Source organism: Nocardia bhagyanarayanae (genome assembly GCF_006716565.1).
GTDB lineage: Bacteria > Actinomycetota > Actinomycetes > Mycobacteriales > Mycobacteriaceae > Nocardia > Nocardia bhagyanarayanae.
The window spans coordinates 4,204,405-4,223,013 of sequence record NZ_VFPG01000001.1; the positions used below are offsets into that span (position 1 = coordinate 4,204,405).

The 18,609-nt window shown below is 68.3% G+C and carries 22 protein-coding genes; 16 read left to right on the forward strand and 6 right to left on the reverse strand.

The annotated features are described in order from the left end of the window. The first annotated feature begins 50 nt into the window (after nucleotides 1-50). From FB390_RS18005 to FB390_RS18055, 11 genes are all read left to right on the forward strand, one after another. The gene (locus tag FB390_RS18005; protein WP_141809974.1) at nucleotides 51-860 is read left to right on the forward strand and encodes a helix-turn-helix transcriptional regulator; all 810 of its coding nucleotides are present in this window, start codon (nucleotides 51-53) and stop codon (nucleotides 858-860) included. Beyond that, a complete protein-coding gene (gene sufB, locus FB390_RS18010) occupies nucleotides 857-2,293 on the forward strand; it encodes a Fe-S cluster assembly protein SufB (RefSeq protein WP_141809975.1) in 1,437 nt (478 codons plus the stop codon). The genes FB390_RS18005 and sufB overlap by 4 nt, the downstream gene beginning before the upstream one ends. After that, a complete protein-coding gene (sufD, locus tag FB390_RS18015) occupies nucleotides 2,293-3,471 on the forward strand; it encodes a Fe-S cluster assembly protein SufD (RefSeq protein WP_141809976.1) in 1,179 nt (392 codons plus the stop codon). Before sufB ends, sufD begins: the two co-directional genes overlap by 1 nt. A 32-nt stretch (nucleotides 3,472-3,503) precedes the next feature. Then, a complete protein-coding gene (gene sufC / locus FB390_RS18020) occupies nucleotides 3,504-4,280 on the forward strand; it encodes a Fe-S cluster assembly ATPase SufC (protein ID WP_141809977.1) in 777 nt (258 codons plus the stop codon). A gap of 1 nt (nucleotide 4,281) precedes the next feature. After that, nucleotides 4,282-5,535 carry a cysteine desulfurase gene (locus FB390_RS18025; RefSeq protein ID WP_141809978.1) on the forward strand — a complete coding sequence of 418 codons (1,254 nt, stop codon included), beginning with the start codon at nucleotides 4,282-4,284 and terminating at the stop codon, nucleotides 5,533-5,535. A 3-nt stretch (nucleotides 5,536-5,538) separates the two neighbouring features. Next, nucleotides 5,539-6,036 carry a Fe-S cluster assembly sulfur transfer protein SufU gene (gene sufU, locus FB390_RS18030; protein WP_141809979.1) on the forward strand — a complete coding sequence of 166 codons (498 nt, stop codon included), beginning with the start codon at nucleotides 5,539-5,541 and terminating at the stop codon, nucleotides 6,034-6,036. Then, nucleotides 6,029-6,400 (forward strand): metal-sulfur cluster assembly factor, encoded by a 372-nt coding sequence (locus tag FB390_RS18035; RefSeq protein WP_141809980.1) that lies wholly within the window; start codon nucleotides 6,029-6,031, stop codon nucleotides 6,398-6,400. Before sufU ends, FB390_RS18035 begins: the two co-directional genes overlap by 8 nt. Before the next feature lie 147 nt (nucleotides 6,401-6,547). Next, complete coding sequence (locus tag FB390_RS18040) at nucleotides 6,548-6,973, forward strand: DUF4189 domain-containing protein (RefSeq protein ID WP_141809981.1); 426 nt, start codon at nucleotides 6,548-6,550, stop codon at nucleotides 6,971-6,973. Between the two features lie 139 nt (nucleotides 6,974-7,112). Beyond that, on the forward strand, nucleotides 7,113-7,532 hold the full coding sequence (locus tag FB390_RS18045; protein ID WP_246124082.1) for a DUF4189 domain-containing protein: 420 nt from the start codon (nucleotides 7,113-7,115) through the stop codon (nucleotides 7,530-7,532). 175 nt (nucleotides 7,533-7,707) lie between these two features. After that, a complete protein-coding gene (locus FB390_RS18050; protein WP_141809983.1) occupies nucleotides 7,708-8,151 on the forward strand; it encodes a DUF4189 domain-containing protein in 444 nt (147 codons plus the stop codon). A 77-nt stretch (nucleotides 8,152-8,228) separates the two neighbouring features. Continuing rightward, a complete protein-coding gene (locus FB390_RS18055) occupies nucleotides 8,229-8,735 on the forward strand; it encodes a GNAT family N-acetyltransferase (RefSeq protein WP_246124083.1) in 507 nt (168 codons plus the stop codon). A gap of 5 nt (nucleotides 8,736-8,740) precedes the next feature. Here the strand turns inward: FB390_RS18055 and FB390_RS18060 are convergent, their stop codons facing one another. Genes FB390_RS18060 through FB390_RS18070 form a run of 3 tightly spaced genes read right to left on the reverse strand, consistent with a single transcriptional unit; the run spans nucleotide 8,741 to nucleotide 11,305 of the window. After that, nucleotides 8,741-9,403, reverse strand: a complete 663-nt coding sequence (locus tag FB390_RS18060) for a methionine ABC transporter permease (protein WP_141809984.1) — start codon at nucleotides 9,401-9,403, stop codon at nucleotides 8,741-8,743. A 7-nt stretch (nucleotides 9,404-9,410) separates the two neighbouring features. Then, nucleotides 9,411-10,436, reverse strand: a complete 1,026-nt coding sequence (locus FB390_RS18065; RefSeq protein ID WP_141809985.1) for a methionine ABC transporter ATP-binding protein — start codon at nucleotides 10,434-10,436, stop codon at nucleotides 9,411-9,413. Then, on the reverse strand, nucleotides 10,433-11,305 hold the full coding sequence (locus FB390_RS18070) for a MetQ/NlpA family ABC transporter substrate-binding protein (RefSeq protein ID WP_141809986.1): 873 nt from the start codon (nucleotides 11,303-11,305) through the stop codon (nucleotides 10,433-10,435). Before FB390_RS18070 ends, FB390_RS18065 begins: the two co-directional genes overlap by 4 nt. Nucleotides 11,306-11,660: 355 nt before the next feature. Here FB390_RS18070 and FB390_RS18075 point away from each other — a divergent pair, with 355 nt between their 5' ends. The 3 genes from FB390_RS18075 (at nucleotide 11,661) to FB390_RS18085 (ending at nucleotide 14,237) form a co-directional block, all read left to right on the forward strand. Further along, nucleotides 11,661-12,170, forward strand: a complete 510-nt coding sequence (locus FB390_RS18075) for an SRPBCC family protein (RefSeq protein WP_141809987.1) — start codon at nucleotides 11,661-11,663, stop codon at nucleotides 12,168-12,170. 13 nt (nucleotides 12,171-12,183) lie between these two features. Beyond that, entirely contained in the window at nucleotides 12,184-13,353 is a 1,170-nt protein-coding gene (locus FB390_RS18080; protein ID WP_141809988.1) for a zinc-dependent alcohol dehydrogenase, read from the forward strand. 194 nt (nucleotides 13,354-13,547) lie between these two features. Further along, complete coding sequence (locus FB390_RS18085; RefSeq protein WP_141809989.1) at nucleotides 13,548-14,237, forward strand: FHA domain-containing protein; 690 nt, start codon at nucleotides 13,548-13,550, stop codon at nucleotides 14,235-14,237. Nucleotides 14,238-14,309: 72 nt separating this feature from the next. On the opposite strand, the gene FB390_RS18090 is transcribed toward FB390_RS18085, so the two are convergent. The 3 genes from FB390_RS18090 to FB390_RS18100 all read right to left on the reverse strand — a co-directional run bounded on the left by FB390_RS18090 (nucleotide 14,310) and on the right by FB390_RS18100 (nucleotide 16,713). Then, a complete protein-coding gene (locus tag FB390_RS18090) occupies nucleotides 14,310-14,972 on the reverse strand; it encodes a chymotrypsin family serine protease (protein ID WP_141809990.1) in 663 nt (220 codons plus the stop codon). A 216-nt stretch (nucleotides 14,973-15,188) separates the two neighbouring features. Further along, complete coding sequence (locus FB390_RS18095; protein ID WP_141809991.1) at nucleotides 15,189-15,434, reverse strand: hypothetical protein; 246 nt, start codon at nucleotides 15,432-15,434, stop codon at nucleotides 15,189-15,191. Nucleotides 15,435-15,591: 157 nt separating this feature from the next. Continuing rightward, nucleotides 15,592-16,713, reverse strand: coding sequence for an NAD-dependent epimerase/dehydratase family protein (locus FB390_RS18100; RefSeq protein WP_141809992.1), 1,122 nt, complete (start codon nucleotides 16,711-16,713; stop codon nucleotides 15,592-15,594). A gap of 214 nt (nucleotides 16,714-16,927) precedes the next feature. Between FB390_RS18100 and FB390_RS18105 the strand changes: the two genes are divergently transcribed. Together FB390_RS18105 and FB390_RS18110 are read left to right on the forward strand one after the other, a co-directional pair. After that, nucleotides 16,928-17,341 carry a YciI family protein gene (locus FB390_RS18105; protein ID WP_141809993.1) on the forward strand — a complete coding sequence of 138 codons (414 nt, stop codon included), beginning with the start codon at nucleotides 16,928-16,930 and terminating at the stop codon, nucleotides 17,339-17,341. A 4-nt stretch (nucleotides 17,342-17,345) separates the two neighbouring features. Further along, nucleotides 17,346-18,587: an RNA polymerase sigma factor gene (locus FB390_RS18110; protein ID WP_141809994.1), complete on the forward strand. Its 1,242-nt coding sequence runs from the start codon at nucleotides 17,346-17,348 to the stop codon at nucleotides 18,585-18,587. Nucleotides 18,588-18,609: the final 22 nt, after the last annotated feature.

The window sequence follows — 18,609 nt, forward strand, 5'->3', positions numbered from 1 at the left end:
TCAGGGCACCCTTATTAGATTTCGGGAACGAATTCCGCCACACTGATGTTGTGAAAACCGTGGGTTTGCGGAAGAACGACGAGAGGTCCGGTCGCAAGACCGGTGCCGCGCCGTCCGCTGCCATCGCCACGGTCGGGGCCGAAGGACATCACACCCGCGCCGCCATCGTCCAGTTGCTGCTGGAGGAGGGGCCGATCACCGCGACGGCGATCGGCAACAGGCTGGGGCTCGCCCCGGCAGGCGTGCGCCGCCACCTGGACGCCCTCATCGATTCGGGGCAGGCCAGGGCCAGCCGGTCCGCGCCGTGGCAGCAGAAGGGGCGCGGCCGTCCGGCCAAGCAGTATCAGCTGACTGCGGCCGGTCGAGGCAAGCTCGGGCACGCGTACGACGACCTCGCGGGCGCGGCGATCCGCCAGCTCGGCGAGATCGGCGGCGACCAGGCCATCGCCGAGTTCGCTCGCAAACGGGCACGCACTATCGTGGCCGGGATCGAACCCGTGGGGGAGCACACCCCGGAGACCACCGAGGCCAAGGCCGAGGAGATCGCCGAGGCGTTCACCGACGCCGGGTTCGCCGCGTCCACCCGCAAAGTGGGCGCGGGCGTGCAGATCTGCCAGCATCACTGCCCGGTCGCGCACGTCGCCGAGGAATTCCCGCAGCTGTGCGAGGCCGAACTCGAGGCGTTCCGCGATCTGCTGGGCACCCACGTGCAGCGGCTCGCGACGATCGCCAACGGCGACTGCGCGTGCACCACGCACGTGCCGCTCGTATTACCGATTACCAATTCCAAAGCTTCACACCCAGCCGCCGCACAGCCCGCGACGGTACGAACGAACGACTCCGGAAGGAGTGCCGAATGACGACGACCACCGACCAGGTGCAACCGCTCACCCAGGAAGAGACCATCGCTTCGCTGGGCAAATACGGTTACGGCTGGGCCGATTCGGATGTGGCCGGTGCCAGCGCGCAACGAGGCCTGTCCGAGGCTGTCGTCCGCGACATCTCGGCCAAGAAGAACGAACAGCCGTGGATGCTCGAACAGCGGCTGAAGGCGCTGCGCATCTTCGACCGTAAGCCGATGCCGAACTGGGGCTCCAACCTCGGCGACATCGACTTCGACAACATCAAGTACTTCGTGCGCTCGACCGAGAAGCAGGCCGAGAGCTGGGAAGACCTGCCCGAGGACATCAAGAACACCTACGACAAGCTCGGTATCCCGGAGGCGGAGAAGCAGCGGCTGGTCGCCGGTGTCGCCGCGCAGTACGAGTCCGAGGTCGTCTACCACCAGATCCGCGAGGACCTGGAGGCCCAGGGCGTGATCTTCCTGGACACCGACACCGGTCTGCGCGAGCACCCGGAGATCTTCCAGGAGTACTTCGGCTCGGTGATCCCCGCCGGCGACAACAAGTTCTCCGCGCTGAACACCGCCGTGTGGTCGGGTGGCTCGTTCATCTACGTGCCGCCCGGCGTGCACGTCGACATCCCGCTGCAGGCCTACTTCCGCATCAACACCGAGAACATGGGCCAGTTCGAGCGGACCCTGATCATCGTCGACGAGGGCGCCTACGTGCACTACGTCGAGGGCTGCACCGCGCCGATCTACAAGTCCGACTCGCTGCACTCCGCGGTCGTCGAGATCATCGTGAAGAAGGGCGGCCGCTGCCGCTACACCACCATCCAGAACTGGTCGAACAACGTCTACAACCTGGTCACCAAGCGGGCCAAGGCCGAGGCGGGCGCGACCATGGAGTGGATCGACGGCAACATCGGCTCCAAGGTCACCATGAAGTACCCGGCGGTCTGGATGACCGGCGAGTACGCCAAGGGCGAGGTCCTCTCGGTCGCGTTCGCGGGCGAGGGCCAGCACCAGGACACCGGCGCGAAGATGCTGCACCTGGCGCCGCACACCTCCTCGACCATCGTGTCGAAGTCGGTGGCGCGCGGCGGCGGCCGGGCGTCCTACCGCGGCCTTGTCCAGGTCAACAAGGGCGCGCACGGCTCGAAGTCGACCGTGAAGTGCGACGCGCTGCTGGTCGACACGATCAGCCGCTCGGACACCTACCCCTACGTCGACATCCGCGAGGACGACGTGACCATGGGCCACGAGGCGACCGTCTCGAAGGTCTCCGAGGATCAGCTGTTCTACCTGATGAGCCGCGGCCTCACCGAGGACGAGGCGATGGCGATGGTGGTGCGCGGCTTCGTCGAGCCGATCGCCAAGGAACTCCCGATGGAGTACGCGCTGGAACTCAACCGCCTGATCGAACTGCAGATGGAAGGAGCCGTCGGCTGATGGCCGTCGAGAACGTTGCCGAAGCCGCTGAGGCTCGTACTCCAGCGATCAACAAGGGCGAGGTCTTCACTTCGTTCGACGTGAACGCTTTCGAAGTTCCGCACGCGAAGGACGAGGCGTGGCGGTTCACCCCGCTGCGCCGCCTGCGCGGCCTGCACGACGGCACCGCCACCCGTGACGGCAAGGCGCAGGTCGAGGTCGCGCCGGTCGAGGGCGTCACCGTCGAGACGGTGGACCGCGCCGACGCCCGCCTCGGCCAGGGCGGTGTCCCCGCCGATCGCGTCGCGGCGCAGGCGTACTCCGGTTTCGAACAGGCCACCATCGTGTCGGTCGGCTCGGAAACCGAAGTGGCCGAGCCGATCACCGTCACCATCACCGGTCCCGGCGAGGGCAAGACGGCGTTCGGTCACCTGCAGATTCGCCTCGGGAACTTCGCCGTCGCCACCGTCGTCATCGACCAGCGCGGCAGCGGAACCTACGCGGAGAACGTGGAATTCGTGCTCGGCGACAGCGCCAAGCTGGTCGTCGTCGCGGTCCAGGACTGGGCCGACGACGCCGTGCACGCCACCGCCCACCACGCCACGCTGGGCCGCGACGCCACCCTGCGGCACACCGCGGTGACCCTGGGCGGCGATCTGGTGCGCCTGACCGGCACCGTGAAGTACGACGGCCCCGGCGGCGACGCCGAACTGCTCGGCCTCTACTTCGCCGACGCGGGCCAGCACTTCGAGCAGCGCCTGCTCGTCGATCACGCCGTGCCGCACTGCAAGTCGAACGTGCTGTACAAGGGCGCGCTGCAAGGCGATCCCCACTCGCCCAAGGGCGACGCCCGCACGGTCTGGGTCGGCGACGTGCTGATCCGCGCGGCCGCCGAGGGCACCGACACCTTCGAGGTGAACCGCAACCTGGTGCTCACCGACGGCGCGCGCGCCGACTCGGTGCCGAACCTGGAGATCGAGACCGGTGAGATCCTCGGGGCCGGACACGCCTCGGCCACCGGCCGTTTCGACGACGAGCAGCTGTTCTACCTGCGCGCCCGCGGCATCCCCGAGGACGCCGCCCGCCGCCTGGTGGTGCGCGGCTTCTTCCACGAGATCATCCAGAAGATCGCGGTCCCCGAGGTCCGGGAGCGGCTCGAGACGGCCATCGAGGCCGAGCTCGCCGCGATCGGCGCCTGATCACCGAAACTCTTACCCCGCAAAGGAACTCCATGACCACCCTGGAAATCAAGGACCTGCACGTCGAGGTCGCCAACCCCGACGAGACCGGCGAGCCCATCAAGATCCTCAAGGGCGTGAACCTGACCGTGAAGTCGGGCGAGACGCACGCGATCATGGGCCCCAACGGCTCGGGCAAGTCGACCCTGTCCTACGCGATCGCCGGCCACCCGAAGTACACGGTGACCTCCGGCTCGATCACCCTCGACGGCGAGGACGTGCTCGAGATGTCGGTCGACGAGCGCGCGCGTGCGGGCCTGTTCCTGGCCATGCAGTACCCGGTCGAGGTGCCCGGCGTCTCGATGTCGAACTTCCTGCGCACCGCCGCCACCGCGGTCCGCGGCGAGGCCCCCAAGCTGCGCACCTGGGTCAAGGAGGTGAAGGAGTCGATGAACGAGCTCGAGATCGACGCCGCCTTCGCCGACCGCAGCGTGAACGAGGGCTTCTCCGGTGGTGAGAAGAAGCGCCACGAGATCCTGCAGCTGGGCCTGCTCAAGCCGAAGATCGCCATCCTCGACGAGACCGACTCCGGCCTGGACGTCGACGCGCTGCGCATCGTCTCCGAGGGCGTCAACCGCTACAAGGAGCGCGAGAACGGCGGCGTCCTGCTGATCACGCACTACACCCGCATCCTGCGCTACATCCAGCCGCAGTTCGTGCACGTCTTCGTCGGCGGTCGCATCGTCGCCGAAGGCGGCCCCGAGCTGGCCGAGGAACTCGACGCCAACGGCTACGTCCGCTTCACGACCGCCGCTACCGCTGGAGCCTGATATGACCGCTACGGTCCGCACCCTCGACGTCGCCCGCATCCGGGCCGACTTCCCGATCCTGAGCCGCACGGTTCGGGACGGGAAACCGTTGGTGTACTTGGACTCCGGCGCGACCTCGCAGCGGCCCCTCGCGGTACTCGACGCGGAACGGCGATTCCTGACCGAGAGCAACTCGGCGGTGCACCGCGGCGCGCACCAGCTTGCCGAGGAGGCGACCGACGCCTACGAGGGCGCCAGGGCCGACATCGGACGGTTCGTCGGCGTCGATGCCGACGAGATCGTGTTCACCAAGAACGCCACCGAATCGCTGAACCTGGTGACCTACTCGTTCGCCGACGACCGGTTCCCGTACCACGTCGGCCCCGGCGACGAGATCGTCATCACCGAGCTGGAGCACCACGCGAATCTCGTTCCGTGGCAGGAGCTCGCGCGGCGCACCGGCGCGACGCTGAAGTGGTACGGCATCACCGCGTACGGACGGATCGATCTCGATTCGCTCGACTTGTCGCCCGCCACCAAGGTCGTGGCGTTCACGCACCAGTCGAACGTCACGGGCGCGGTCGCCGACGTGACGGAAATGGTGCGCCGGGCAAAGGAAGTCGGCGCCCTGGTGGTGCTGGACGCCTGCCAGTCGGTGCCGCACATGCCGGTGAACTTCCGCGAACTCGGCGTCGACTTCGCCGCGTTCTCCGGGCACAAGATGCTCGGCCCGTCCGGCGTCGGCGTGCTCTACGGCCGTCGCGAGCTGCTCGCGGAGACCCCGCCGTTCATCACCGGCGGATCGATGATCGAGACGGTCACCATGGAGGTCACCACCTACGCCCCGCCGCCGCAGCGGTTCGAGGCGGGCGTGCCGATGACCTCGCAGGTGGTCGGATTGGGCGCGGCGGTGCGGTATCTCGACGAGATCGGCATGGATGCCGTTGCGGCCCACGAGCACACGCTGGTCGGCGCCACCCTGGAAGGGCTGGGCACGATCGACGGCGTGCGCATCGTCGGCCCGACCGAGAACGTGGATCGCGGCGGCGCGGTGTCGTTCGTCGTCGAGGGCATCCACGCTCACGACGTCGGACAGATCCTGGACGACGAAGGCGTCGCGATCCGGGTCGGCCACCACTGCGCCTGGCCGCTGATGCGCAGGATGGGCATTCCCGCCACCGCGCGGGCCTCGTTCGCGGTGTACAACACGCTCGACGAGGTCGACGCGCTGGTCGCCGCGGTGCGGAAGGCTCAGAGCTTCTTCGGAGTTGCATAAGACATGCGCATGGAGCAGATGTACCAGGAAGTGATCCTGGACCACTACAAGCACCCGCACCACCGCGGGCTGCGGGAACCGTACGGCGCCGAAGTGCACCACGTGAACCCGACCTGCGGTGACGAGGTGACCCTGCGCGTCCAGCTGGACGGCAACGGCGACGTCGCCGATGTCTCCTACGACGGTCAGGGCTGTTCGATCAGCCAGGCCGCCACCTCGATCCTCACCGATCAGGTGATCGGGCTGCCCGTGCAGCAGGCGCTGAAGGTCGTCGACGCCTACAACGAGATGATCTCCAGCCGCGGCACGGTCGAGGGCGACGAGGACATGATCGGCGACGGCATCGCGCTGGCCGGTGTTTCCAAGTACCCGGCGCGGGTCAAATGCGCGCTGCTGGGCTGGATGGCGTTCAAGGACGCCGTGGTCCGGATAACCTCCGCGGAAGAGACCAAGCGCACGATGGGCAGCGCACTGCCGAAGAATGGGGAACGTCATGAGTGAATCGACGCCGACGACGGAATCGGCCGAGCAGGTCGAGCTCTCGGCCGAGGAGATCAAGCACCTCGAGGACATCGAGGAGGCCATGCGCGACGTCGTAGACCCCGAGCTGGGCATCAACGTCGTCGATCTCGGCCTGGTCTACGGCATCAAGGTCGAGAACGAGATCGCCAAGCTGGACATGACGCTGACCTCGGCGGCGTGCCCGCTCACCGATGTCATCGAGGACCAGTCCCGCAACGCGCTGGTCCGCAGCGGTCTGGTCGAGGATCTCGAGATCAACTGGGTGTGGATGCCGCCGTGGGGGCCGGACAAGATCACCGAGGACGGTCGCGAGCAGCTGCGCGCGCTCGGCTTCACCGTATAACGCTGTTCGATATCGGGCCCGGATCACGACGATCCGGGCCCGATTCTTTTCTTGCCCCGAGAAGGGTCGACTTCCGAACTTCGATGCCGTCGGCAATGATTGCGGTGGCTCCGATTCCGGGGCCGATCCGAACAGGAAGATAATTCGATGAGATTGATGGGTAAGGTCGGCTTCGCCGTCGCGGTGAGCAGCCTTGCGATGGGGTCGGTGCTGGGTGCCGGTTCCGCGAACGCGGCCAGCCTGCACGCGGCGATCGCGGTGAACCCCGAAAGTTTGGTGTACGGGGTGAGCGTCAACCAGGCGAGCACCGCCGATGCCGACGCCGCGGCGATCGCCGACTGCGGTACGAACGGTTGCGCGGTGGCTGCCTCGTGGGCGAACGGCTGCGGCGTGCTGATGGAGAGCAACGACGCCGCCGTCGTGGCGTCCGGCCCGACCAGGGCGGATGCCGAGCGCGCCGGTTACCAGCGGATCGCGGAGGTCACTCCGACGGCGCTGCTGGCCAACGTCGGCTCCGCCAACCTGAGCGGCGTGCGTATCGTCGAGGTCGTCTGCACGGCCAACGCGCGCTGATTCGCCCGTGATCGTCCCGCACGTTCAGATCCCCTGGAGCCGTTGACGTTCGCGATCCACTGAATATCTGGACAATCCGGGCACGCTCGGCAAGGATCTCCCCGTTATCGCTTCTGAAAACGGGGAGATCCTGTTGTCTGTGCTGCGCAAGTCGGTCCTTGCCGTCGCCATGTCCTCCACCGCCGCCCTCGGGGTCGTCGCCGCCGGTGCGGCCGACGCGGCGCCCAAGCTCTACGGCACGCTCGCGTTCTCGCCGAGCACCGGCCGGGTGGTGGCCGCGATGGACCACCCCAGCCGCGTGCAGGCCGACGCCGCGGCCATCCGCGAGTGCAACGTCTACGACTGCGATCTGGTGCTGAACGTCGTCGACGGCTGCGGCGCCATCGCCCGCGGCGCCGACGGCCGATTCGGCTGGGCCGCAGCGGGTTCCCGCGAGGAGGCCGAACAGATCGCGATCGCCTCCCTCGGCGAGAGCGCTCCGCCCTTCCCGGATCTCGGCAGCGCGTCCCCGCGCGCCGCGCAGGTCGCCGTGTCGGCCTGCACGAAGAACGTCGGGTGAGACCGGCGAACATCGTTCGCCCGGCCTGGAACAAACTCGAATCGAAATTTGCAGAGCGAGGGCGGAATTCGGAGCCAAGCAACGCCACGATCGTGTTTCGCGGCCGATTTGGACATTTCGTAATTCGTGGACGATGATCTGACCCGAATCGTTTCTGAAACGGGGAGGAAATTCAATGTCGTTGTCGCGCAGTATCTTCGTGGGCGCGATCGCCGTGGGCGCGGTGGTCGCCGGTGCGGGGCCCGCGGTCGCCGAGCAGGCCGAGCCGTGGGAGACCCGGATCGGTGATCTCTACGGCGCCATGGCCATTTCGCGCAGCACCGGTGCCGTCTCGTACGCGGTGAACTACAACAGCCTCGCGGCGGCCGACGCCAACGCGATCGATGAGTGCGGCGCGTACGACTGCCAGGTCGTCGTGCACTTCCGCAACGCGTGCGGAGCGGTGGCGCAGGGCGCCGACGGACGCGTCGGCTGGGCGTGGGACACCACCAAGGGCGGCGCCGAGCGCGCCGCGATCCAGGTGCTCGGCCTCAGCGCGCCGCCGTTCCCAGACCTCGGCAGTGCCTCGCCGCGACCGGCGAGCACGGTGCTCTCGGCCTGCACGTCCAACGCCGGCTGAGGCCCGCCGCCCGATTTGTGGCGAAATCTTCGGGATGTCGGTTGCCGAATCGTGATCTTGTTGACGATTATGGTGCTGTGCAGCTATCCGACGGCGTGATCGCGCTGCGACCGATCGCGGTGGCCGATGCCGAGGCGCATCTGGCCGCCGCGGACCCCGAGCGGGTGCGCGGGCTCGACGGCGGTCCGGGCACGCTCGAGAGCGTGACCGCCCACTTCGAGAAGTGCGTGGCGGACTGGGCCGCGGAGGGACCCGAGCGGATGTTCGCGATCACGGCCGAGGACGGTGCGGCCCTGGTCGGCACCCTGGAGATCCGGACCGATCGGATCTTCCTCGCTCCGGGCCAGGCCGATCTTTTCTTCGACATCTACCCGGCCTGGCGTGGCAGGCGCCTGGCCACCAGGGCTGTCATTCTCGGTTGCCGGTACCTCGCCCGCACGGGCCTGGCCGACGAGGTCGTGCTGCGGATCGATCCCACGCACGCCGCCTCGGTGGGCGTGGCCCGGCGGGCCAGGTTCCACTACCTGCGCAGCAGCGACGAACCCGGCGTCGGTCCGCTCGACTGGTACATCCAGGCCCTCTGACCCGGCTACCTGCGCAGCACCTTGCGCGCGAGCCAGTTGCCGAGGAACTGGATGCCCTGCACGCCCGCGATGATGATCAGAGTGGCGACCAAGGTGACCTGCCAGTCGAAGCGCTGGTACCCGTACACCAGGGCGAAATCGCCCAGTCCGCCGCCGCCCACGATGCCCGCCATGGCGGACATGTCGACGATCGCGATCACCACGAAGGTGTAGCCGAGAATCAGCGGACCGAGCGCCTCCGGGACGAGCAGCGTCAGAATGATCCGCAACGGTCCCGCACCGACCGCCCGCGCCGCCTCGATCACGCCGGGATCGACGGTGATCAGGTTCTGTTCCACGATCCGGGCGATCCCGAACGAGGCCGCCACGATCATCACGAAGGCGGCCGCTTCGGTGCCGATCGTGGTGCCGACCACCTCCAGCGTCACCGGGCCCAGCGCGGCGAGCAGGATGATGAACGGAATCGGCCGCACGATGTTGACCAGCACGTTGAGCAGCACGTTGACCGGTGCGTTGGCCAGCAGCCCGCCCTTGCGCGTGGTGTACAGGGCGGTGCCGAGAAAGAGCCCGATCAGGCCGCCCACCACGAAGGTGATCAGCACGAGGTAGACGGTGGTGCCGATCGCCTCGGTCAGCACCGGCCGCAGTCTCTCCCAATCCGTGTGCACGGTCCGCTCACCTCCGTTCCAGTTCGTCGATCACCTTCGCCACCGCGTCGTCCGGCCCGTGCAGGGCCAGCGTGACGCTGCCGAAGGTCTTGTCCTGCAGCGTGCTCACCCCGCCGTACACCACCTCGAACCGCACGTCGGCGTGCGCCGCGCCGGCCAGCGCCGCGCCGAGCCCGCGCTCGTCGTCGACGTCGACGGTGACCAGGGTGCCGCCGTGGCGTTCGCGCAGCCGGGCCAGTTCGCCGGCATCCGGCCGGTTGTGCAGCACGGTGCCGACGAACGACTTGGTCGGCGTCGCGCGCGGCGCCGCGAAGACCTCGAAGGTCTCGGCCAATTCGACGATCCGGCCCTCGGCGAGCACCGCGACCCGGTCGGCCACCGCGCGGATGACATCCATCTCGTGGGTGATCACCACGATGGTGACGCCGAGTTCGCGATTGACCTTCTTCAGCAGCCGCAGCACCTCGCCGGTGGTCTCCGGGTCCAGCGCCGAGGTGGCCTCGTCGGCCAGCAGCAGCGCGGGCGAGGTCGCCAGCGCCCGCGCGATGCCGACCCGCTGCTTCTGCCCGCCCGACAGTTGATCCGGATAGCTCCGCGCCTTGTCCGAGAGGCCGACGAAATCGAGCAGTTCGGCCACCCGCGCCTTGCGCTCGGCCCGCCGCCACCCGGCGACTTTCAGCGGGTACTCGACGTTGCCCGCGACCGTGCGCGAGCGGAACAGGTTGAACTGCTGGAACACCATGCCGATATCGCGGCGAATACGCCGCACTTCGGTCTCGGGCACTCCGGTGATCGGCGTGCCGGAGACTAGGACCGCGCCGCTCGTCGGCTTCTCCAGCGCGTTGATCAGGCGTACCAGCGTGCTCTTGCCCGCGCCGGAATAGCCGATGACGCCGAAGATCTCACCGCGTTCGATCCGCAGATCGATGCCGTCGAGCGCGACGTGGCGGTCGGCTCCTTTACCGAAAACCTTGGTGACCCCGCGGAATTCGACCGCGGGCGCGCGCTCGTCCGGCTCGGTCGCCGAACTCACTTGCCGTCGCGGATGGTCTGCTGCACCCGCTGCAGGATCTGCTCCAGCTCCGCCGCCGGGCGGGTCACCTCGACCGCTGTGTTCTTCGTCGACTCCGCGTGCGCCGCCTGCACTTCCGGGTCCTTCCAGACGTCGACCACCTGCTTGTAGAGCGGGTTGTCCTTGTCCGCGGCCCTGGTGACGATGACGTTGATGTACGGCTCGGCGGCCGGGTTCTTCGGATCGTCCTTGTACAGCGCCGAATTCGGGTCGATGCCGGAGCGTTCCAGGAAGGTGTTGTTGATGATCGAGCCGTCGGTCGAGGCCAGCGACAGCGCCGTCTGCGCCGCGTCGACCGGTGTCACGGTGACCTTGGAGGCGGCCTTGTCGATGTCGGCGGGGGAGGGTTGGCGGCTGTCGCCGGACAGCTTCAGCAGTCCCGCGGCCTGCAGCACGAACAGCGCCCGCGCCTGATTGGTCGGGTCGTTCGGGATGGCGATCTGGCCGCCCTGCGGGATGTCGGCCAGCGACCGGTGCTTCTTCGAATACAGCCCGAGCGGCACGATGTAGGTGGATCCGATCGGGGTCAGCGTGTCGTTGTTGGACACGTTGTACTGGCCGAGGAATTGCAGGTGCTGGAACAGGTTGACATCGATCTGTCCCTGTGCGAGCGCGAGATTCGGCTGCTGGTAGTCGGAGAAGTTGGTGATCCGCAGGGTGATGCCCTGGTCTTTCGCCTTGCGCTCGAAGACGTCCCAGACCTGATCGCGGTCGGTGGTGCCGATGCGCACCACTTTGTCCGAGGACGCGTCGTCGGTGCCGCACGCCGTCAGGGTGAGGGCCGCGGTTGCTACCAGGACCGGGATCGCCAGTACCCGATGGAATTTCACTCGTGCTCCCGAATGCTCGTCGCGAGGGTGGCGGGCCGACGCGTTGCCGCCGTCCCGCCTTTTCTGAACCCGGCAATCCAAGCGGTGCGGCGCGGGGGCCGACAAGGATTTCGATAGTGGTGAGCGGAACCCTCGCGCAAAGTTGGACAGTCGTCTAATTTGACTGTCAACCGAACTCCGCGCGTCGGCGGCGGGCGGCGGACCGCCGTGAGGGGGCGGTCCGCATCGGCCGCGGGAGACGACCGGGGACGGTGGCGTGCGGTGTTTGCCCGAGGGCTCGTCGGGTAGGCGGTCGGGGAAGCGCACCCGGGATTCTGATTTCCGTGGCCCCGCAGACCGCTCGAAGGGACGTCCCATGCACTACGTCGACACGGCCAAAGAGCAACTGATCGATCTCGTCGAGAAATTCCTCGAATCCGCCAGCCGGACCGGACCGAGCCGGACCGTGACGATCGCCCGGCCGCGAGCCGAGGTCGAACGGTTCTGGCGCGACGCCGACAACCTGTCCCGGGTGCTCGGCGATCTCGGCGACGTCTGCGCGACCGGTCCCGCCGACTACGAATGGACACTGCTTCGCGGTGACGACGAGGCGCTGACCTGGCAGACCACGCTGGTGACCGAGGCGGACGGCCTGCGTTTCGTGGGCGTCGCCGATGACGGCTCCGCTCGTGAGGGTGGTCCGCAGATCGGCTTGTCCTTCGCCGACGCGCCGCACGGTCTCGGCACCGAGGTGACGATGCGCGCGTCGGCGCCGGTCCCCGGTTTCCTGATCGGACCCGCGGCGTTCAAGGCGCTCTACCGTGCGCGGGCACTGCTGCAGACCGGGGAGCTGCCCACCCTCGAACACAACCCGAGCGCCCGCTGACCGAGGAGACGACATGCGCGCACTCTGCTGGAACGGCGTCAACGATCTGGCGGTGGAGACCGTCGACGAGCCGAGGCTGGTCAATCCGCACGACGCCATCGTGCGGGTCCAGCTGACCACCACCTGCGGTTCGGACCTGCATTTCATCGACGGCTACCTGCCGGGCATGCGCGAGGGCGATGTGTTCGGTCACGAGTTCATGGGCGAGATCGTGGAGGTCGGCAAGGAGGTCGCCGCGCGTTCGGTCGGTGACCGGGTCGTCGTCCCGTCCTTCATCGGCTGCGGCTCGTGCTGGTACTGCGACAACGACCTGTACTCGCTGTGCGACACGACGAACCCGAACGCCGAGCTGCAACAGCCGATCCTCGGGTATCCGACCGGCGGCATCTACGGGTACACCCATCCGTTCGGCGGCTATCAAGGCTCGCACGCGCAGTTCATCCGGGTGCCGTTCGCCGACGTCAACTGTTTCACCGTCCCCGAAGGGGTGACCGACGAGCAGGCGCTGTTCCTGTCCGACGCGGTGCCGACCGGGTTCATGGGCGCCGACTTCTGCGACATCGAGTCCGGCGACACGGTCGCGGTCTGGGGAAGCGGCGGCGTCGGGCTGATGGCCGCGCACAGCGCCCGGCTGCTCGGTGCGGAACGCGTCATCGTCATCGATCGGCTACCCGAGCGACTTTCCCTCGCGCGCGCGAATATCGGCGCGGAGACCATCGACTACACGGCGGTGGACAGCGTGCTCGACGCGCTGCGCGAAGGCACCGGCGGCCGCGGACCCGACGCCTGCATCGACGCCGTCGGGATGGAGGGGCACGGCACGGGTCTGCAACAGATCTACGACCGCGCCAAGCAGCTGCTGCGCATGGAGACCGATCGCGCGACGCCGCTGCGCGAGGCGATCCTCGCCTGCCGCAAGGGCGGCACCGTCGCCGTGCTCGGCGTCTACGGGCTCACCGACAAGTTCCCGATGGGCGCGGTGACCAACAAGAACCTGACCATCCGCACCGCGCAGCAGCACGGGCAGCGGTACGTGCCGCGGTTGCTCGACTACGTCCAGCGCGGCGAACTCGACCCGACGTATCTCATCACTCACGACATGCCGCTCGAGGACGCGGTGACCGGCTACGACCTGTTCAAGAACAAGCGGGACGGCTGTGTCCGAGCCGTTTTCCGTCCGTGAGTTCGGCACGACGGCACGATCGTCACACCCGCGGTCCGGCCAGAGGGTAGGAATCGGGCCTTCGGCAGGGTGTCTCCCCCCGAATGTCGCAGGTCAGCGGCTTGCCGCGTGCAATCGGACGCGAAAGAGCGCATTCTGTGTTAAGGGTCGGGTGCTCGTAGTCATGACGTACTTCGGAACGGGAACTACGCATCATGTCCACGCCATACGGACAGAAGGCGCTGGGTAACGGATCGTACTCGGCAGAATACGATCGTGCGCGGCACCGGTCGGACGGTTGTGCCACTCTGTCCCACCGGGACCGCCACGGGGGCTTGCGCGAGATTCCACTCGATCACGGCGCGACCCGTATGACGATCGGGCGGTCGCACGCGGCGGACATCGTCGTGAGTGCCGACGCGACGGTTTCGCGTCTGCACGCGATCATCGAGCGAGTGGGCGGCTGCTGGGTCGTCATCGACAACGGTCTGTCGATGAACGGGACCTTCGTCAACGGCGAGCGCATCGGCGGATTTCGGAAGCTCGAGTCCGGCGATACGGTGCGCCTCGGAAAATCGGTGTTCGTCTTCACCGACGGCCGCCCGTCCGAAGACGAGAAAACGATGATGCAGGCGGGGCTGCCGACCCGGAATTCGCTGACCGACGCCCAGTATTCGATTCTGGAGGCGCTGTGTCGCCCGTACGACTCCGAGGCCGCGTTCACCTACCCCGCGTCGAACTGGCAGATCGCCCACGATCTGTGCCTGAGCGTCGCCACGGTCAAAACTCACATGCGAGCACTGTTCAAGATTTTCGACGTGGAGGCCCTGCCGCCGAATCAGAAACGCGTATTCCTGGTCGAACGTGCCATGGAGAGCGGCGTGATCGACTATCACGATCGGTAGGGCTCCAGGCCGTTTCGTCGATCTCTGTGCGCGGCCCCGGCGCCGCGGCGACTCCTTTCGATGCGGTGGAGGTCAGATCGGGCGGAAGCCCGCGCCGATGCCACCGCGTGCGTCGATGTCCTCGATGATGGCGGCCATGTTCCCGCCCAGCTGCGGTCCGAGGCACGGCACGTACAGGTAGCCGTTGACCATGCCGACCAGCGTTGTCCCGACCACGACAGGTCCGCCGGAATCGCCGGGAAGGACGCAGATCTGGGTCCAAGCCCAATTGTTGGTCTGGAACACATCGCCGTATGCCAGACCGCAGGTGTGGCCCGTGGTGTAGCCCTGCTTGCACGCGATGTCGGGGAACCGCGCCGGACCGCCCAACGCGGTGATCGTCGTGTTCCCCACGCGATTCACGGGGACGACTTTGGTCGGATCGAACTCGAGGACGGCGTAGTCCATCTCATCGTTCGTGTAGGCGAACGAGCCGACGACGCCGGCGTCACGGTTGGCCTCGGCGCCGATCGTGGTACCCGCGACACTGCAGTGACCCGCGGTGAGACCGACCAGCCGACCAGCGGCATCGTGCCCGATCGTGGTGAGCGTGCAGACGCCCTGGTCGCCGACGACGATGCCGGAGCCGCCGCCGAGCACCGCCGGGGCAGCGGCATGCGCGATGCCGCCTTGCGCCCCGGCCGGCAGCACGCCTGCCGCGAGTGCGAAGACGGCCACTGCGAGCTTCCTGAACATGTCCATCCCCTCGCTGGAGCCGCGACGCTCCCGTGCGGCGTGAATGACGTCGGCACATCTATTGCGCAAGGCCTATCGGCGCGACGGCTTCAGGCCTTGTCGTTGTGTTCGCTCTGGCATCGAGTCCGGTCGGTCGTGCTGTGTTGATAGCACTTTTACTACAGGTCACCACACCAACAGGTGTGTGACGCGCGGCGGTTTCGGCATACGCCTAGGTCAGACGAGGCAGATGCCCGTCCCGAACGGGAAGATCGGCGGGACGAAGCAGACCCACCACAGGAATGGATTCCACCACAGAAGGGCGGGCTCGACCTGATCGGGAACTTGATCGGAGGCGGGCGCCACCTGAACGGGCACAGGAGGTTCGACGGCCGGGGCCGAGGTTGCAACGCCTGAGCCGAGGGCGATCATAGGTGCGATCGCTACCGCTGCGACGGCTGCGCGCATTTTGGTTGATTTCATGATCTTTCCTTCAACTGAGCGCTTTTCGGGACACCCCGCAAGGCGTCCCGGATGACACTCCCAACTCTTCTCGCAGAGCCCGCGAAAGATCTTCCACCTGCGGGTTGGAAATACTCAGACCTCGGGTTGGACCGGTGTGCGCCGCTGTCCGAAGCGGCTACTGGTTCGAGGACGAGCGAGACGGTTGCGCGCGCACGGTTTTTCGGCTGTGCGCGGGAGCGGGGGAGGGGAACGCCTGGGTCTGATGGGTGGGTTGCCCGAGTCGGAATCGTGCGCGGGCGGGTGCGAGCGGCGGGCTGTCTCCGGTCCGACCCGTGCGAAGTCCCGCGGCGAGTTCGGCGGCGACCGCGTCGGCCCGATGGCGCGGTGACCAGCCGAGTTCGCCGCGCGCCCGCGCGGTGTCGATCAGGCACGCGCGGTCGGCGAGTTCGAGCCAGCCCGGATGCAGGGGTTGGACGCCGAGCCGCCAGCTCGCCCACGCGGCTGCTGTGAGCGCGGGCAGCGGGGCCGGGATACGGAATCCGCCGAAGGTCGCGGCCAGTTCGGCGGTTGTCAGCACCGGCTCCGCGGCCAGGTTGTACGGACCGCTCGCCTGCCGCGTCAGGATCAGGCGGATGGCCGCGGCGACGTCTTCGCTGTGCACGAGCTGCAACCGCAGGTCCTTCCAGAGCGGGACCGGCAGCCAGCGGCGGCCGATCAGCGTGCGCGGCAGCCACGGACTCAGCGCCCAGTCGGCGAGTTCGGCGGCGGCGTCGGCCTGCGTGATGCCGCACGGCCGGATCCGCGCGATCCGCACGTCGGGGTGTTCCGCCGCGAAACTGTCGAGCAGCGCCTCGAGCACCGCCTTGCCCCGGCTGTAGGCGCTGCCGGGAACCCCGCTCGACGACCACGCCTCGTCGACCCGCCGCCAGCGCGGGGCGGGCGCGTACGCCGCGACCGAGGACGCGCACGTCAGATGCGGTACGCCGCAGTCCGCCACGGCCCGCAGCACATTCGCGCTACCCGCCAGATTCGTCCGTTCCATCAGCGGCTCCCCGCCGCGCGGATGAATCGCCCACGCCAGGTGCACCACCGCGTCCGCGCCCGCGAACGCCTCGCACAGCGCCCCGACGGCCCCCGGCGCACCGACATCGCACCGCACCCAACGGGCCCGCGCGTACGGCCCGCGCTCCGCGGGCGGCCGGCGAACGACCCCGACCACCTCCCAGTCCTCGGCGCGCAGCGCCCGCAACAGCGCGGTCCCCACATTCCCACTGGCCCCGGTGACGACAGCCTTCACCAGCCGCCCCCTCCGAGGCTCTGCCCGGCGTAAGACATGCCCACGCCATACCCAGAACCGCCGCAGTCACACGATGGTGTCACGCCCCAGGGGCAAGGCAGCGGCTCGGCATCACCCGGAACTTTTTTCGCGGCGGGTGTCCGAGAATGGGTCGTGGCTTCGACGTCTCGGATGAGCGGCGCCATCGAGGGGCCGACGGACCACAGGAGTTGTCATGAAGTACATGATCCTGAGCTACGGCTCGCAGGTGGACTACGACGGCATGGTCGGCAAGGAGACCGGGCAACCGGCCTGGTCGCCGGAGGACGTGGCGGCGATGGTCGCGTTCATGGGCGAGTTCACCAAGAAGCTGGAGGAGTCCGGGGAGCTGGTGGAGACCCGCGGGCTCGCCGAGCCGGTGCACACCCGGCGCGTCTCGGCCAAGGACGGCGTGCCGTTCGTGACCGACGGACCGTACGCCGAGACGCAGGAGGTACTGGCCGGTTACTGGGTCGTGGAGTGCGAGAGTTTCGACAGGGCGACCGAGATCGCCGCGGAACTGAACAACTGCCCGGCCCCGCCGCACATCCTGGCCTCGGCCTACGCCGACGTGCGGCCGATCATGGAGTCCGCGGCCGAGTTCGGCTGATCCGGTGACCGATTCCCAGGTAGCGGACCTGCTGCGCCGGTCGGCGCCGCAGGTCCTCGCCGCGCTGGTTCGCCGCTACGGCCACTTCGACACCGCCGAGGACGCCGTGCAGGAGGCCATGCTCGCGGCGGCGACCAAATGGCCCGCCGACGGCGTGCCCGACGATCCGCGGGCGTGGCTGATCACGGTGGCCGCCCGCAGGCTGACCGACCTGCTGCGCAACGAGCAGGCCCGCAGGCGCCGGGAGGAGACCGTCGCGCGCTGGTCGCCGCCGCGCGAGTGGGTCGCGCCGCCCGCCGATCGCCGCCCGGCCGATTCCGACGACACCCTCGTCCTGCTGTTCCTGTGCTGCCATCCGGCGCTGTCGCCGACCGCGCAGGTGGCGTTGACGCTGCGCGCCGTCGGCGGCCTCGACACTGCCGAAATCGCCCGCGCCTTCCTGGTTTCCGAGGCGACCATGACCAAGCGCATCGGCCGCGCCAAGCAGGCGATCAAGGCCACCGGCGCCACGTTCGCCCCGCCCTCGGCCACCGAGCGCGACGCCCGGCTGGCGGCCGTGCTGCACGTCTTGTACCTGGTGTTCACCGAGGGATACGCGCCGACCTCCGGTCCGGATCTGCATCGGGTCGAGCTCTCCGCCGAGGCCATCCGCCTGACCCGCCTCGTGCACCGGCTGCTGCCGGACGATCGTGAGGTGACCGGCTTGCTCGCCCTCATGCTGTTGACCGACGCCCGCAGGCCCGCCCGGACCGGTCCCGGCGGCGAACTCGTCCCGATGGCCGAGCAGGACCGATCCCGCTGGGACCGTGCGATGATCGAGGAGGGCGTCGCTTTGATCACCGCGGCGCTGCCGAAGGGGGCGCCGGGTCCGTATCAGTTGCAGGCGGCGATCGCGGCCGTGCACGACGAGGCCCCGACCTACGCCGAGACCGACTGGCCGCAGATCACGCTGCTCTACGAGTGGCTGCTGCGGCTGGTCGACAATCCGATCATCGCGCTGAACCACGCCGTCGCCGTCGCCATGGCGGCCGGGCCGCGAGCCGGTCTGCGGCTGCTGGACGAGCTCGCCGCCGACGAGCGCCTGCGGACCGACCACCGGGTGCCCGCCGTGCGCGCCCACCTGCTGGAACTGCTCGGCGACGGCGCGGCCGCGCGCGAGTCCTACCTGCGCGCGGCCCGGCAGACCACCAGCCTCCCCACCCAGCGCTACCTGTACGCCCGCGCCGCCGCCCTGCCCGCCGGCTGAGCGGGCCGCTGCCCCGAAATCG